The 15710-nt window shown below is 65.2% G+C and carries 11 protein-coding genes; 3 read left to right on the forward strand and 8 right to left on the reverse strand.

Annotated features, from left to right (window positions below; genetic code table 11):
- Positions 1-89: 89 nt before the first annotated feature.
- The 3 genes from IV113_RS06975 to IV113_RS06985 all read right to left on the reverse strand — a co-directional run bounded on the left by IV113_RS06975 (position 90) and on the right by IV113_RS06985 (position 3642).
- The gene (locus tag IV113_RS06975; RefSeq protein ID WP_291082134.1) at positions 90-1349 is read right to left on the reverse strand and encodes a HAMP domain-containing sensor histidine kinase; all 1260 of its coding nucleotides are present in this window, start codon (positions 1347-1349) and stop codon (positions 90-92) included.
- Positions 1350-1437: 88 nt separating this feature from the next.
- On the reverse strand, positions 1438-2154 hold the full coding sequence (locus IV113_RS06980; protein WP_291082136.1) for a response regulator transcription factor: 717 nt from the start codon (positions 2152-2154) through the stop codon (positions 1438-1440).
- Positions 2155-2253: 99 nt separating this feature from the next.
- The gene (locus tag IV113_RS06985; protein ID WP_291082138.1) at positions 2254-3642 is read right to left on the reverse strand and encodes an AmpG family muropeptide MFS transporter; all 1389 of its coding nucleotides are present in this window, start codon (positions 3640-3642) and stop codon (positions 2254-2256) included.
- A 70-nt stretch (positions 3643-3712) separates the two neighbouring features.
- Here IV113_RS06985 and IV113_RS06990 point away from each other — a divergent pair, with 70 nt between their 5' ends.
- The gene (locus IV113_RS06990; protein WP_291082140.1) at positions 3713-4579 is read left to right on the forward strand and encodes a M48 family metallopeptidase; all 867 of its coding nucleotides are present in this window, start codon (positions 3713-3715) and stop codon (positions 4577-4579) included.
- 6 nt (positions 4580-4585) lie between these two features.
- On the opposite strand, the gene IV113_RS06995 is transcribed toward IV113_RS06990, so the two are convergent.
- The 5 genes from IV113_RS06995 to IV113_RS07015 all read right to left on the reverse strand — a co-directional run bounded on the left by IV113_RS06995 (position 4586) and on the right by IV113_RS07015 (position 14094).
- Positions 4586-7012: a DUF1631 family protein gene (locus tag IV113_RS06995; RefSeq protein WP_291082142.1), complete on the reverse strand. Its 2427-nt coding sequence runs from the start codon at positions 7010-7012 to the stop codon at positions 4586-4588.
- A gap of 83 nt (positions 7013-7095) precedes the next feature.
- Entirely contained in the window at positions 7096-8049 is a 954-nt protein-coding gene (gene secF / locus IV113_RS07000; RefSeq protein WP_291082143.1) for a protein translocase subunit SecF, read from the reverse strand.
- Positions 8050-8064: 15 nt separating this feature from the next.
- Positions 8065-9939, reverse strand: a complete 1875-nt coding sequence (secD, locus tag IV113_RS07005; protein ID WP_291082145.1) for a protein translocase subunit SecD — start codon at positions 9937-9939, stop codon at positions 8065-8067.
- 95 nt (positions 9940-10034) lie between these two features.
- Entirely contained in the window at positions 10035-10361 is a 327-nt protein-coding gene (gene yajC / locus IV113_RS07010) for a preprotein translocase subunit YajC (RefSeq protein ID WP_291082148.1), read from the reverse strand.
- Between the two features lie 133 nt (positions 10362-10494).
- Positions 10495-14094 carry an indolepyruvate ferredoxin oxidoreductase family protein gene (locus tag IV113_RS07015; RefSeq protein ID WP_291082151.1) on the reverse strand — a complete coding sequence of 1200 codons (3600 nt, stop codon included), beginning with the start codon at positions 14092-14094 and terminating at the stop codon, positions 10495-10497.
- Positions 14095-14270: 176 nt separating this feature from the next.
- Between IV113_RS07015 and IV113_RS07020 the strand changes: the two genes are divergently transcribed.
- Positions 14271-14780, forward strand: a complete 510-nt coding sequence (locus IV113_RS07020) for an Lrp/AsnC family transcriptional regulator (protein ID WP_291082154.1) — start codon at positions 14271-14273, stop codon at positions 14778-14780.
- A gap of 200 nt (positions 14781-14980) precedes the next feature.
- A complete protein-coding gene (locus tag IV113_RS07025) occupies positions 14981-15574 on the forward strand; it encodes a hypothetical protein (RefSeq protein WP_291082157.1) in 594 nt (197 codons plus the stop codon).
- Positions 15575-15710: the final 136 nt, after the last annotated feature.

Raw genomic sequence — 15710 nt, forward strand, 5'->3', positions numbered from 1 at the left:
CAGGTAATTTTCACCAACTGAATAAGTTCGGACATTTGGCCTGCCAAGCTCTGCGAATTCACAACACAAACCACACCGATGCCCGCACCTCAGAGCGGCAGCCGCACAACAAACCGGGCACCTCCGCCAGGCCGATCTTCGCAGTGCACACGTCCGCCATGCTGTTCGACGATGGTCTTGACCAGCGACAGGCCCAGGCCCACGCCGCCTTCGCGTTCGCTCGCGCCGGGCAAGCGGTAGAAGGCCTCGAAGATGCGGGCGCGCAACTCGGCCGGCACGCCCGGGCCTCTGTCCTCAACCCACAGCACCGCGGCACGCTGACCCCCCTCCTGATCGATCGAGAGCCTCAAGCGCACCTCGGGTTCGGCCCCATCCAAAGCGGAGAGCGCCGTGCTCTGCCCGTAGCGGCGCGCGTTCTCCAACAAGTTGCGCAGCACACGCCTGAGCAGTTTGGTGTGGCCCTGCACGAGCGCGGGTGACGCCCCAGGGGCAATGTCCAGGTCGGCGCCCGTGCGGGCGCACTCCTCGGCAGCCAGCCCCACCAGATCCACTTCTTCGGTTGACCCCAGCGCCGACACGTCGCTGGCGTCGCGCAGATCCAGCCGGCTGGCCAGCAGAATTTCGTCGATCAGTTGATCCAGCTCGTCGATGCTGCGCGCCATTTCGCGGCGCTGCTGAGCGCTCACGCTCTCGTGCCCCAGCAGTTCCAGGCCCATGCGGATGCGCGCCAGCGGAGACCTCAGTTCGTGCGACGCATTGGCCAGCAGGGACTTGTGTGACTTCACCAGGATCTGCACTCGCTCGGCGGCTGCGTTGAAGCGCTCGGCCAGGAAGGCCACCTCGTCCTGCCCTTGCACCGGCAGGCGGGTAGAGAGATCACCGTTGCCCCAACGCTCCACGCCCTTCTGCAGGATTTCCAATCGTTTGGTGAGGCGCCGAACGATCGGGTAGGCGCCGGCCGCCACGGCCAGAGCCACGAAACCCAGCAGCCAGGCAAAACCGGTGGGTGTCTGCAACCACGCGGGCGCGCGGCGGCCCGGGTTGTTCGAGCCCTCGGGACGGTTGGGACGTGGCAACAGCACGAACAGCTTCTGCCCGTCTTTCATGTTCACTTCGAATTCCCAGCCGCCTCCCGGGATGCGCACGGCACGCGCCGGAGACTCACCAATGACCTCGCGGGTCGCATCACGAACCACGATCGTGCGGGTCACCCGCGCGTCGCGCTCGGCGCGATCATCGTCCAACGCCTGTTGCCACAACCAGCCAACGACCAGAGTGAGCACCGTCACGGCGGCCACCACCGCGAGCCAGATGCGCAGGTAGAGCTTGGAGCCGAAGAATGCCTTCATGGCGTTTCGCCGCCGGGCCGCCCCAAGGCGAAACAGCCCCCTTGGGGGCCAGCGACCCGCGCAGCGGTGGAGCGTGGGGGCCTCATGCTCAATCTTGCTGCTTCGCGAAAACGTATCCAACCCCGCGCACCGTGAGGATGCGTTTGGGGTCCTTGCTGTCGACTTCGATCGCATTGCGGATACGGCCGATGTGAACGTCGATCGAGCGGTCAAAGGCCTCGAGCTCGCGCCCGCGCACCGCTTCCATGATCTGGTCGCGCGTGAGCACGCGCCCGGCCCGTTCGGCCATGGCCACGAGCAGGTCGAACTGGTACGAGGTGAGCTCGCACGCCTGACCCGACACCACCACCGTGCGCGCGTCGCGGTCGATGTCCAGCGAACCGAAGCGCATCACGGGCGTGCTGCGCGACACGCTGGCGCTGCCCGTCTCGCCGCGGCGGCGCAAGACGGCACGCACGCGGGCCAGCAACTCGCGCGGCTCGAAGGGCTTGGGCAGGTAGTCGTCCGCGCCGAGCTCCAGGCCGATGATGCGGTCCATCGGGTCACCCTTGGCGGTGAGCATGAGCACGGGCACGCGCGCCACGTCGCCTTGAAGCGCGCGGATGCGCCGGCAGACTTCCAGTCCATCAATGCCCGGCATCATCAGGTCGAGGATGACCAGTTCGGGCTGGATGAGTTGCAGCTGCTCCAGTCCCGCTTCGCCGTCGGCGGCATGGGTCACCTCAAAGCCGGACTGGCCGAGGTACTCGACGACCATCTTGGCCAGACGGGCGTCGTCTTCAATCATCAACAGCTGGGATGTCATGGGTTTTTGTGGTGACTTGGGTCGTTAACCCCACAGGGTGGGGGCCAGGTGTGAACACGGGTTGTGGAAGGCGTAAAGAAACGTGAATGTCGCGCCCGCTCAGGGTCGGTTGCCCACCGGAGCCACGCGAGAGGCCAGCCAGACCAGCAACAGCACCGGCACGCCAAGGCAGGCCGTCGCGGTAAAAAAGGTGGCGTAGTCGTATGTGTCAACGAACGCACCCGAATAGCCCGCGAGCCACTTGGGCGCGAGCAGCATCATGGAGCTGAACAGCGCGTACTGCGTGGCGGAGTAACTCACGTTGGTCAAGCCCGACAGGTAGGCAATGAACGCGGCGGAGGCCACGCCGGCGCTCAGGTTGTCGGCTGAAATCACAAACACCAGCGCGGTCACGTCGTGGCCATGCCCGGCCAACCACGCAAAGAGCAGGTTGCTCGCCGCCGAGAGCACAGCCCCCAGCATGAGCACGCGCATCACGCCCAGCTTGAGCGAGAGCGCGCCGCCGATGAAAGCACCCACCAGGGTCATGATCACGCCGAACACCTTGGTGACCGCCGCCACCTCGTCCTTGGTGTAGCCCATGTCCACATAAAACGGATTGGCCATGATGCCCATGACCACGTCGCTGATGCGGTAGACCCCGATGAGCGCGAGGATCAGCACCGCTTGCTTGCCGTAGCGCTTGAGGAAGTCGGCGAATGGTTCGACAAGAGCGCTGCGCAGCCATTCGGCGGCGTTCTTTGACGGCGGCAGCGCCACCCGGACCGGTTCACGCGAAAACAGCACGGTGAACACGCCCACCAGCATGCTCGCCGCCATCACCAGATAGGCCGTGGTCCAAGCCGCCTGCTGATACAACACACCGGGCACAGCGCCCGCTACGGCAGCCACCGGGGCCACCTCGGCACGCGCGGCGATCCACAACACACCGGCACCGGCCCAGATCATCGCCAGGCGGTAGCCGGTCTGGTAGGTCGCGGCCAGAGCACCCTGGTGGCGCACGTCGGCCGACTCGATGCGAAATGCATCCAGCGCAATGTCTTGCGTGGCTGAAGCGAATGCCACGGCGAGCGCGCACCACACCACCGTGGTCAGCCCCGTGCGCGGGTCGGACAATGCCATGCCGACCAGCGAGGCCATGATGAGGAATTGCGACAGCAGCAACCAGCTGCGCCGCCGCCCGAGCCAGTGGGTCAGAAACGGCAGCGGCAACCGGTCCACCAACGGCGCCCAGCACCATTTGAACGCGTAGGCCAGCCCCACCCAGCTCAAGTAGCCGATGGTCGTTCGGTCCAGGCCGGCTTCGCGCAGGCGAAAGCTCAGGGTACCCAGCACCAGCAGCAGCGGCAGGCCGGCGGAAAACCCCAACGCGAACATGCGCAGGCTGGCCGGCTCCAGATACACGCGCAGGGTTTCGCCCCAGGTCGGGCTGGGCTGCGGCGTCGGCTCGGCGGCCGACGGGCTTGTCACGGAAGTGGGTGGGGACATCGGCAGGCCGTTGAGAGGGTAGGGTTCGCTGGGGTGGGCACACCCCCTGGGCTTTGACTATTATTCACGCATGTGTTTCATCTGCGACCTCAAGTCTGACCCATCCCCCGCACCACGGCCCGATCACGTCTGGTCGGCCCGTCGCGGCTTCCTGCTCGCGGGCACCGCAGCTGCTGCCGGCAGTGTGCTGCCAGCGGCCGCACAGGTGGATGTGGGCCAGGCATCGGCCCTGCGCAACCTGGTGCCGGCGGAAGAACTCGAAGGCGCTGCGAACCAGCAATACGCCCAGATGATGAGCGAGGCCAACACCAAGAAACTCCTGTTGCCGACCAGCCACCCAGAAGTGCAGCGGCTGCGCAATATCGCGCGCCGCATCATTCCGCATTCCCCGCAATGGAACAAGCGAGCCAGCAACTGGAAGTGGGAGGTCAACCTGATCCGCAGCGATCAGGTGAACGCGTTCTGCATGCCGGGCGGCAAGATCGCCTTCTACACCGGGATCCTGGAGAAGTTGCAGCTCAACGACGACGAGACCGCCATGATCATGGGCCACGAAATGGCCCACGCACTGCGCGAACACGCACGTGCCCGCGTGGCCAAGAGCAGCGCGACGAGCATCGGTCTGTCCATTGCGGCGCAGCTGTTCGGACTCGGCCAGCTCGGTGATGTGGCGGCCAACCTCGGCACGCAGCTGCTCACACTCAGGTTCAGCCGGGAAGACGAAACCGAAGCCGACCTGGTGGGTCTGGAGCTCGCGGCTCGTGCCGCCTATCAGCCACGGGCCAGTGTGAGTTTGTGGCAAAAAATGACGTCGGCCGGCGGCGGTGCCAGCCCGGGGTTCCTCTCCACCCACCCCAGCGGCCCCAACCGCATCCGCGAGCTTGAAGCCAATGTGCCGCGCGTGCAGGGCCTGTACGAACAGGCCCGAAAGGGTTGAACGGCCTCAGTTGAGCAGGCGTTCGGGATTGGCGTCGAGCTTGGAGAGCGCGTCGCGCGTGGCGCGCACGGTGAGCGCTTCTTCCTCGCTCGGCACCAGCAACCCCGCCTGCAGATACGAAGCAACGCGGGTTGCCTGGATCAGGAAACAACGACCACCGTTGGTGACGAACAAATACAGTTGACCCCGCTGGCTGCGCCAGGCGAGCTGCACGCTGTTGAGTTTGCCGTTGTGGTCCAGGCCAAACCACGAGCCGATCTGCAGTTCGATCGCCCACGAGCGCATGGCCTCGTTCGGCTGACTGCCGCCCTGGTTGATCACCTCGATGTTGCTGGCGTCCACGCCGGTGATCATCTCGATGCTCTCGTTGTTCAGGTCCAGATCACCCAGGCCATCGGCCGGCAGGTAGTCTTCCAGGTTGGCCAGTCGCTCAGACAGGTTGTCCAGCTGCTCCTGCGAAATGGCTTCGGTGCGAGACATGAAGGCATCGGCCAGCGTGTCGCTCACCGTCTTGATGTGCTGATCCTGCATGCCAGTGGTGAACCCCAGCAGCCCCATGCCTTGGCGCAGGCGCTGCAGCAGCGCTGGCAGTTGCTGGATCACGCGGGCGCGGTCGTCGCGGTTGGGCTTGGCGCTGGCCGCCCACAGCAGATCGGATGCCACCTGCTTGAGTGCGCCGGTTTCCTCGTGGCGCAGGCCGTACTTCACGCTGGACACGGCGAGCACGTCCACCCACACCTTGAACAGAAAGTCGCGCACCTCGTCGCGCACCGGCACGTCGTCCAGCAGCTTGCGCAATTCGATCGTGTACTGCACCGACAGCGTTTCCTTCTGCTCGACCTGCTGGGCCACGCTGACGAAGCGGCTCGCGCTGCCCTGCTCGCTCAGGTAGGTCGACAGAAACTTCTGGAACTCGTCAAAGACCAGCTGAAATACGCGACGGCCCGTCTCCGGATACTGCTCGATCACCTGCACCACGCGCTTGATTTCGGCCTCCAGCGCGGCCGAACTCACGTTGGACTCGAAACCCATCACGCACGACCCCATGCGGTCGATCAGGCGGCGGGCGGGGTGCTGCAGCGCGCTGAAGAACTCCGGTTCGGCCAGCGCCACGCGCAGCACGGGAATCTGCAAACGGGCGAACCACACGCGCACGCTGGGTGGAATGCGCTCTTCGGCGAGGATGCTTTGAAACATCAGCGCCACCACCTCGATGGTGGCCTTCTCGGTCGGGGTGCTGGCGGCCTGCTTGAGTTCGGCCGTGCGCTGACGCAAACTGGTGGCCGCCCTCTCCACGTGGGTGGCGTCCATGTAGACAGCCCCGGGTCGGCTGTTGCCCGAGACGTAGAACCCCGCGCCTGCACTGTCGCCGGGCATCACCCTTTGCATGGCCTGCTGCAGGCCGGGTGAAGGGGGCAGTATCTGGGTGGCTTCGAAGTCGCCACCCACCTTGTCGATCAGCATGCGCCGCAGTCGACCCACGACGCCCTGTGCACGCATGCGGGCGCGCGCCAAAGGCGACGCATTGGTCATCATGCGGGTCTCGTCCTGCACGCCCATGCCTGAAGAGCCTGTGGCACCCGAACGGGCCCCGGCGCCACCGGTGGTCCCCGCTTCACCCGGGTCTGCGCTGGAACCGCGGCCCTGGCTCGAATCCAGGCCCGTGCGGGCAGGGCGGAAAGCGCCCCCACCCCTCGATCCCGGGTCTGCGCCCGAGGCAGGAACACGGGCGCCCACCGGAAGGGACTGCGGCGGCGCAGCGGGCGGGCCGTCCGTGCGGGCTCCGGGTGTGCGCCTGACGAGCGCCTGCAGATCGATCTCTTTCATCACGCCACTGGCCACGAGAAACTCGTTGGCGGCCTTGTAGGCGCCGTGCAACTTGTCGGTCATCACCGGCGCCAGTGCGTCCTGCACCAGGAGCCAGGCATCGCGGGTCATCTGTGTGTCAAGCCACTGGTCCACCAAAATGCGCGCGGTCACATCGGGCAACAGCACGTCTCCGCGAGGCATCTCCTGGCGCTGCTCGAGATGCTGAATGCGCAAGCGCAGTTCGTTGAGCTCGGTGGACGATTTTTCCAGCACCTTCATGGCCAGGCGTGACGCCATGATCTGGTCGTCGATGGCACCTTCGGCCACCAGTTCAAGCGCGCCTGACATGCTCACCAACTGACCCGAGCTGGACACACGGGGGAGCAGGGTGCGCTGCAAGGCCTTGCGGCTCTGGTTGAGCCAGGTGGTCTGGTGTTTCTGAAAGGCGGTCCAGGCGTCGCGTCGGGCCTGGCTCTCTCGAGTCGGGCCGGCCTGGTCGAGGATGGAGGTCAGGCGGGTGTCACAGGCCTTGACCATTTCGGGAAGGGCACGGCCCACGTGAACCACGAAGAGTTCACGTGCCTGTTTGGCCAGGGAAGAGACGTGCTTATCGGGTGACGACACAATACTTTCAGTATGACATGAAAGGAATTAGCAACCCGAGGCGAAACAGCTCTGCAAGGGCATGCTCGTGCCGGTGTTCGCGCTTAAACCACAGCGCCTGCATTCGGATCGTCGGGATCGCCTTCGTTCTTGCCGGTGGACTTGATCAAGTCCTCGCGCTTGATGCCCAGCCACATGGCAATAGCCGCCGCCACGAACACCGATGAATAGATGCCGAAGCAGATGCCGATGGTCAGGGCCAGCGCGAAATAGAACAGTGTCGGACCACCGAACAGCAGCATGGACAGCACCATGATCTGGGTGGAGCCGTGGGTGATGATGGTGCGGCTGATGGTGGACGTGATCGCGTGATCGATCACCTGCTGCGGTGCCATCTTGCGCTGCTTGCGGAAGGTCTCGCGGATGCGGTCGAATATCACCACCGATTCGTTGACCGAGTAGCCGAGCACGGCCAACACGGCGGCCAGCACGGCCAGCGAGAATTCCCACTGGAAAAATGCAAAGAAGCCCAGGATGATGACCACGTCGTGCAGGTTGGCGATGATGGCCGAGACCGCGTATTTCCACTCGAAGCGGAAAGCAAGGTAGATCATGATGCCCACGATCACCAGACCGAGGGCCTTGAGACCGTTGGCGACCAACTCCTGCCCCACCTGAGGTCCCACGAACTCGGTGCGGCGCAGCGCCACGGTCGGGTTCTGTGCCTTCAAGGCGGCCAGCACGGTCTCGCTCTGCTGACCGGATGACTGCCCGGCCTGCACGGGCAAGCGCAACAGCACGTCGCGCGAGGTGCCGAAGTTCTGCACCGGCACGTCTGCGTAGCCCAACGACTCGATCACCTTGCGCACCGACTCCAGGTCGGCGGGTTGCTCGTAGGCGACCTCCATCACCGTGCCACCGGTGAACTCGACCGACAGGTGCAGACCGCGGGTGGTCAGGAAAAAGACGGCGAGCAGGAAGGTGATGGCCGAGATGGCGTTCAGCACGATCGCGTGCCTCATGAACGGGATGTCTTTGCGGATGCGGAAGAGTTCCATGCTGCGATTCCTCGTTCAGTCGGCCTTGACGGCGGGGGTCTGGTCGTCGGGACGCCAGACGGTGCCGATCGACACGGTCTTGAGTTTTTTCTGTCGGCCGTACCAGAGGTTGACCAGGCCACGCGAGAAGAACACCGAGGAGAACATGCTGGTCACGATGCCCAGGCAGTGCACCACGGCGAACCCGCGCACCGGACCGGAGCCGAAGATCAACAGCGCCAGGCCCGCGATCAGCGAGGTCACGTTGGAGTCGAGAATGGTGCCCCAGGCGTGGTCATAGCCGGTGTTGATCGCCACCTGCGGCGAGGCGCCACGGCGCAATTCTTCGCGCACACGCTCGTTGATCAGCACGTTGGAGTCGATCGCCATGCCCAGCGCCAGCGCCATGGCGGCGATGCCAGGTAGGGTCAACGTGGCTTGCAGCATGGACAGCAGGGACACCAGCAACAAAAGATTGAAGCCAAGCGCGATGCTGGAGAACATGCCGAAGAGGGCGTAGTAGACGCACATGAAGAACACGATGACCGCGAAGCCCCACATCACGCTGTTGAAGCCCTTGGCGATGTTCTCCGCGCCCAGGCTCGGGCCGATGGTGCGCTCTTCGACAATTTCCATGGGCGCGGCCAGCGAACCCGCGCGCAGCAGCAGGGCGGTGTCGTTGGCCTCGACCGTGGTCATGGCGCCCGAGATCTGCACGCGGCCGCCCCCGATTTCACCGCGGATCACCGGCGCGGTGACCACTTCCCCACGGCCTTTTTCAAACAGGATGATGGCCATGCGCTTGCCCACGTTCTCACGTGTGACATCGCGGAAGATGCGCGCGCCCTTGGCATCCAGCGTGAGGTGCACAGCGGCTTCCTGGGTCTGGCTGTCGAAGCCGGCCTGGGCATCGGTGAGGTTTTCACCGGTCAAGAGCACGTCGCGTTTGACGACAACGCTTCGACCACCGCGCTCGGGGTAGCGCTCCGAGCCGAAGGGCACCGCACCGGTGCCGCGCTCGGCCGCCTGGCCGTCGGTGGACTCGTCCACCATGCGCACTTCCAGCGTGGCGGTGCGGCCCAGGATGTCCTTGGCCTTGGCGGTGTCCTGCACGCCGGGCAGTTGCACCACGATGCGGTCGGCGCCCTGTTGCTGGATCACCGGTTCGGCCACGCCGAGTTCGTTGATGCGGTTGTGCAGGGTGGTGATGTTCTGCTTGAGCGCCTGCTCCTGCACAAGGCGCGCGGCCTCGGGTCGCAGGGTGGCGATCAGGCGGAAGTCGGGTGTGTCGGTGAGGACGAGATCAGGAAATTGGGCTCGAATCAGGTCACTGGCCGCGCCCAGGGTCTGGGCATCCCCGGCACGCAACTCCATGGTCTGCCCGTTGCGGCTGATGCCGCCGTGGCGCACGCCCTTTTCGCGCAGCAGGGTGCGCAGGTCGGCCACCAACACGTCAGCCCGGCGCTGCAAGGCGGCGCCCATGTCGACCTGCAACATGAAATGCACACCACCGCGCAAGTCCAGGCCGAGGTACATGGGCGAGGCGCCCAGCGCAGCCAGCCAGGCAGGCGTGCGTGGCAACAAGTTGAGGGCGACCACGTGGCCGGCGTCCGCCGGATCGGGGTTGAACGCCTTCTCCAGCGCGTCGCGTGCCTTGAGTTGGTCGTCGGTGCTGTTGAACCGGGCCTTGACCGAGTTGGCGTCAAGCTGGATCAGCGCAGCTTCAACACCTTGCGCCGTCAGCGCCTGCTCCACCCGGGTAACGGTGCCGCTGTCGATACGCACCGTGGAACGCGCTGCCGACACCTGCACGGCGGGCGATTCGCCGAACAGATTGGGCAGCGCATAGATCGCACTGATCAGCAGAGCGATCAGGATGATCGCGTACTTCCACAGCGGGTAACGGTTCATGGTGTGCCGGCCCTGGAGGCCGCAGGTGTGTCAGCGAGGTCGGGGGTGGAAGCCAGAAGCAGAAACGGGGAGAGAGGCCGCCCCGTCGCAGGAATTCAGACGTTTTTCAGCGTGCCTTTGGGCAGCACCTGAACCACCGCGGTGCGTTGCATCTGGACCTCCATGCCGTCGGCAAGTTCCACGCCGACATAGATCTCACCGATCTTGGAGACCTTGCCGAGAAAGCCACCAGCGGTGACGACTTCGTCGCCTTTGGCCAGGGCTTCAACCATGGCCTTGTGCTCTTTCTGGCGCTTCATCTGGGGACGGATCATCACGAAATACAGCACCACGAACATCAAAACCAGCGGCAGCATGCCCAGGATGGTGGATTGGGTGTCGCCACCGGTGGCGGCTTGGGCGTAAGCGGAGGAAATGAACACGGGCGGTCTCCAACAGGTTCGGGGTCAAGAAAAGGCCGAGCGCCCGGTCCGCTGCAAGCGGCGCCCGGGCGCTGGAGCACAACCCGGGATTGTATGCCGGGGGGTGTTGGAGAGCGACGTGCAGGGCGACCGCTCAGGCTGCCTTGGCCAGACTGGCCTCCCCGGCTGGCTGACGCCATTGGGCCTGCAGCCCATCGCGGCGCGAGCGGGCAGCGGCCAGGTTGCGTTCCTTCACGTGCCCGAAGCCCTTGATGTGCTCCGGAATGCGGGCGATCTCTGCCGCCAGGTCCAGTTTGGCGCTGTTGAGCTCGGGCAGCAGCGCCTCGATGTCGGCGCGGTATTCGCCGATCAGCGCGCGCTCGGTGCGGCGTTCTTCGGTGCGGCCGAAGATGTCCAGCGCGGTGCCGCGCAGGCCCTTGAAGCGGGCCAGCCATTTGAATGCAGTGAACATATAGGGGCCAAACGGCCGCTTGACCAGTTCGCCACGCGCGTTCTTCTTCGCGATCAGCGGTGGCGCCAGGTGCACATGGAGCTTGAAATCACCCTCGAACTGGCTGGCCAGACGAGCGTGGAAGGCCGGGTCGCTGTGCAGGCGGGCCACCTCGTACTCGTCCTTGTAGGCCATGAGCTTGAAGAGATTGCGCACCACGGCCTCCGTCAAGGTGGACTTCCCCAACGGCGCCTCGGCCGCGCGCACGCGGAGCACGAAGCGCTGGTAGTCGGCGGCATACGCCGCGTTCTGGTAGCCGGTGAGGAACTCGACCCGGCGTGCAATCAGGTCGTCGAGCGAATCGCGCTTCTTGAACTGGATCACCTGCTCACCGGAGCCGGCCTTCTGCCACAACGCGGCCACGGCCTGCGGGTTGTGCGCGGCGCGGCGGCCCCATTCGAACGCCGCCTTGTTCTTGTCGACCTGCACCGCATTGAGTTCCATGGCGCGCATCAGCGCGTCCAGGCCCAGCGGCAACCAGCCCTTTTGCCACGCGTAGCCCAGCATCATGGGGTTGGTGTACAGGCTGTCGCCCATCAGGCGCGTGGCCGCGGTTTCGGCGTCGAACGCCCCGACGGCTTCCGCGCCCAGGTTGTGCACCAGCGCGTCCACACAGGCCTGCGCCGGGTTCTGCCAGTCGGGGTTTTTCACAAAAGCCGCCGTGGGCGTCGCGCTCACGTTCAAGGCCACGTGGGTGCGGCCGGCACGCAGGCGCTGCCAGGTTTCCTTGTTGGCGCTCACGATCGGGTCACAACCGATGATCAGGTCGGCCGAGGCGGCCGAGACACGCGTGGTTCGGATGTCGTCCTGCTGCGCGCCAATGAGCACGTGGCTCCAGGTCGCGCCGCCCTTTTGCGCCAGGCCCGCCGCGTCCTGCGTGACGATGCCTTTGCCCTCCAGGTGCGCGGCCACGCCGAGCAACTGGCCGATGGTGATGACGCCGGTGCCGCCAACGCCAGCCACGATCACGCCCCAGGCTTCCGAGCCCAGCACTGGCAGCACCGGCGCGGGAACAGCACCACCGGTCCATTCGGACGCGGCGCCCTTCTTGTCCTTCTTGCGCAGCTGGCCACCCTCGACCGTGATGAAGCTTGGGCAGAAGCCCTTCACACACGAGTAGTCCTTGTTGCAGCTGCTCTGGTTGATGGTGCGCTTGCGGCCGAACTCGGTCTCCAGCGGCTCCACCGACAGGCAGTTGGACTGCACGCCGCAGTCGCCGCAGCCCTCGCACACCAGCTCGTTGATGACCACGCGTTTGGCCGGGTCCACCAGGGTACCCCGCTTGCGGCGGCGGCGCTTCTCGGTGGCGCAGGTCTGGTCGTAAATGATGACCGTGGTGCCCTGGATCTCGCGGAACTCCTTCTGCACCGCGTCGAGCAGGTCTCGGTGCTGGATCGCGATGCCTTCGGGCAGGCCCTTCACGCCGTCGTACTTCTCCGGCTCGTCGGTGACGATGGTGATCTTCACCGCGCCCTCGGCGCGCATGCTCTGCGCGATCTGCACCACGCTGTGGCCCTCAGGCCGCTCGCCCACCTGCTGGCCGCCGGTCATGGCCACCGCGTCGTTGTAGAGGATCTTGTAGGTGATGTTCACGCCGGCCGCGATGCTCTGGCGCACCGCCAGCAGGCCGCTGTGGAAGTAGGTGCCGTCGCCCAGGTTGGCGAACATGTGCTGGTCGTGGCTGAACGGCTGCTGGCCGACCCATGGCACGCCTTCGCCGCCCATCTGGGTGAAGCCCACGGTGGCGCGGTCCATCCAGATCGTCATGAAGTGGCAGCCGATGCCGGCCATGGCGCGCGAACCCTCGGGCACGCGGGTGCTGGTGTTGTGCGGGCAGCCCGAGCAGAACCAGGGCTGGCGCTCGGCACCGGCCACGCCCTGCGTGAGCAGCGTCTGCATCGACTGTTCCTGCGCGGTCAGGATGGCCAGTTGCGCGTCGATGCGCGCCATCACGTCCTCGGGCACCTGGCCCATCTTCTTCAGGCGCTTGGCAATGGCGCGCGCGATGATCGCGGGCGACAGGTCGGCGTTGGCGCGCAGCAGGGTGCGCTCGCTGGGATTGGGCATCGACCACTCGCCGCCACTGAAATCGCCCTCGACCTCTTCAAACTTGCCCAGCACGTTGGGCCGCACGTCGGGGCGCCAGTTGTAGAGCTCTTCCTTCAACTGGTATTCGATGACCTGGCGCTTCTCTTCCACCACCAGAATCTCGCGCAGGCCCGTCGCGAACTCCCGCGTGGTCTGCGCCTCCAGGGGCCAGACCACCGCCACTTTGTGCAGGCGCAGGCCAATGCGCCGACACGTGTCGTCGTCCAGGCCCAGGTCCAGCAAAGCCTGGCGCGTGTCGTTGTACGCCTTGCCGCTGGCGATCAGGCCGAAGCGGTCGTTCGGCCCGGCGATCACGTTGTGGTTGAGCTTGTTGGCACGGATGTAGGCCAGCGCGGCGTACCACTTGAAGTCGAACAGGCGCGCTTCCTGGTCCAGCGCGTGGTCGGGCCAGCGGATGTGCAGCCCCCCGGGCGGCATGACGAACTCGGGCACCACGATGTTCACACGGTCCGGATCGATGGTGGCGGTGGCGCTCGATTCCACGATCTCCTGGATCGTCTTCATGCCGGCCCAGACGCCGCTGAAGCGGCTCATGGCGATGGCGTGCAGGCCCAGGTCGAGGATGTCCTGCACCGAGGTGGGGAAAAACACCGGCAGGCCGCAGGCCTTGAAGATGTGGTCGCTCTGGTGCGCGGCGGTCGAGCTCTTGGCCACGTGGTCGTCGCCGGCCACCGCGATCACGCCGCCCCAGGGCGTGGTGCCGGCCATGTTGGCGTGCTTGAACACGTCAGAGCAGCGGTCCACGCCCGGGCCCTTGCCGTACCAGATGCCGAACACGCCGTCGAACTTGTTGGTGCCGGGCGGCGCGAAGCCCAGCTGCTGCGTGCCCCAGAGAGCGGTGGCGGCCAGCTCCTCGTTCACCCCGGGCTGAAACACGATGTTCTGCGCCTTGAGGTAGGGCGCGGCCTTCTGCAAGGCCTGGTCGTAACCCCCCAGCGGCGAGCCGCGGTAACCGCTGATGAAGCCCGCGGTGTTCTTGCCGACCAAGGCATCGCGCTGGCGCTGCAACATCGGCAGCTTCACCAGCGCCTGCACGCCACTCATGAAGGCGCGCCCCTGGTCGAGCGCGTATTTGTCGTCCAGCGTCACGGTTTCCAGGGCGCGGCGGATGTGTTCGGGCAGGGGGGCGTTCATCGTTGTGTCTCCGTGTGGGCGGGTCGCCTCATGGGCGTTTCGTGGGCAAGCGGCACGCCGGTAGGTGCACCGCTCCAGCGTGGCGCACAGTGTATGCCCCGTTGCGCGATAAGTGTTTGCGTTTCATGCCCGTTTTATCGATGATCGAGCAATATTCTTTCTAACATTGGGTCATCATGGAAACACTCGACAAGTTCGACATCACCATCCTGCAAGAACTGCAAAGTGACGGCCGCCTCACCAATGCCGAGCTCGCCCAGCGCGTGGGCTTGTCGGCCGCGCCCTGCTGGCGGCGCGTGCGCGCTCTGGAAGAGGCGGGGTTCATCCGGGGCTACCGCGCCGAAATCGACCGCGAAAAGATCGGCCTGGGCGTGCTCGCCTTCGTGCGCCTGGACGCCGACCGCAACAGCGGCGACGTCACACGCAGCCTGGAGAACGCGATTCGCGGCATCCCCGAGGTGGTGTCCTGCCACTACATCAGCGGCTCTGGCACCTTCGAACTGCAGGTGGTCAGCCGCGATCTCAACCATTTCAGCCAGTTCGCCCGCGAAGTGCTGATCAATTTGCCCAACGTGAAAGACCTGCACACCAGCTTTTCGCTCGGAGAAGTGAAATCGGGCAGTGCACTTCCGTTGTCGCACCTGTTGGCCAAAAGTACGAGCACGGCAAAGAAGCCAGGAACTTGAACATTTTTGCAACCATTCATCTAATCTTTTCGGCCGTTGGGTAACAAAGTCGCCGTAAGTTGTTGAGATATGTGAATTTTTTCCGATTCTTTTCTTGCCATCATTCGTGTCGTTTCGTAACATTGGGCCATCAACCCCCGTGGAGCAGGTACCTGAAAGTGCTCAGCCCACACTTCTCACTTCCATTTGAAGGAAACGTCGTGAATAAAGCCCTGCTGCTCAAAACCACCTTGGCCCTGGCTCTGGCAACCCCGTTGCTGGCCTCGGCCGAGTCGCAGCTCATCGTCGGCGGCACCGCCAGCGCGGTCGCACGCCTGGATTTCCGCGTCGTCGTTCCCCGGGTGCTGTTCCTCGGCGTGGGTGCCGGTGCCGGCAGCCTCGCCGACAACGCCACGATCGACACGGTGACGTTCGACTACACCACCAACCCCGCTGCCGTAGGCACCGGTGCAGCCGCTGGCGCCATCACCGGCAACGTCGTGCCGGTGCGCGTCGTGGGCAACAACGGTCAGGTGAGCCTGGCTGCTTCCACCACGGGCGCATTGACCAACCTTGCTGGCGATACCATCCCCTGGTCCGAGATCACAGCGACCACCAGCCTGGCCGCACTGCCCAGTCCCATCATCCCCAACACGGGCGCGGGCACGGCCCGCGACGTGACGCTCTCTTCGGGCACCAAGGTCACCGACCGTGCAGCCAATTGGACCTTCAGCTACGCCAACACGGCGGTGGTGGCTCCGGGCACCTACGGCACGACCAATGGTCGCGTGACCTACACCGCCGCCATGCCCTGAGGTCGCAAGGGAGACCTTGAGATGGCGGAACACCCGCCGTCGGCCTCACGGAGGGTTTGCAACGGGCAACCCTCCGTCGCCATTTAAGGCCCCTGCCTTGCACCTCGACACCGGCCTCCCGGGGGGCCTTTTCTGG

It is taken from the genome of Hydrogenophaga sp. (assembly GCF_018780385.1).
In the GTDB taxonomy this organism is placed as follows: domain Bacteria; phylum Pseudomonadota; class Gammaproteobacteria; order Burkholderiales; family Burkholderiaceae_C; genus Hydrogenophaga.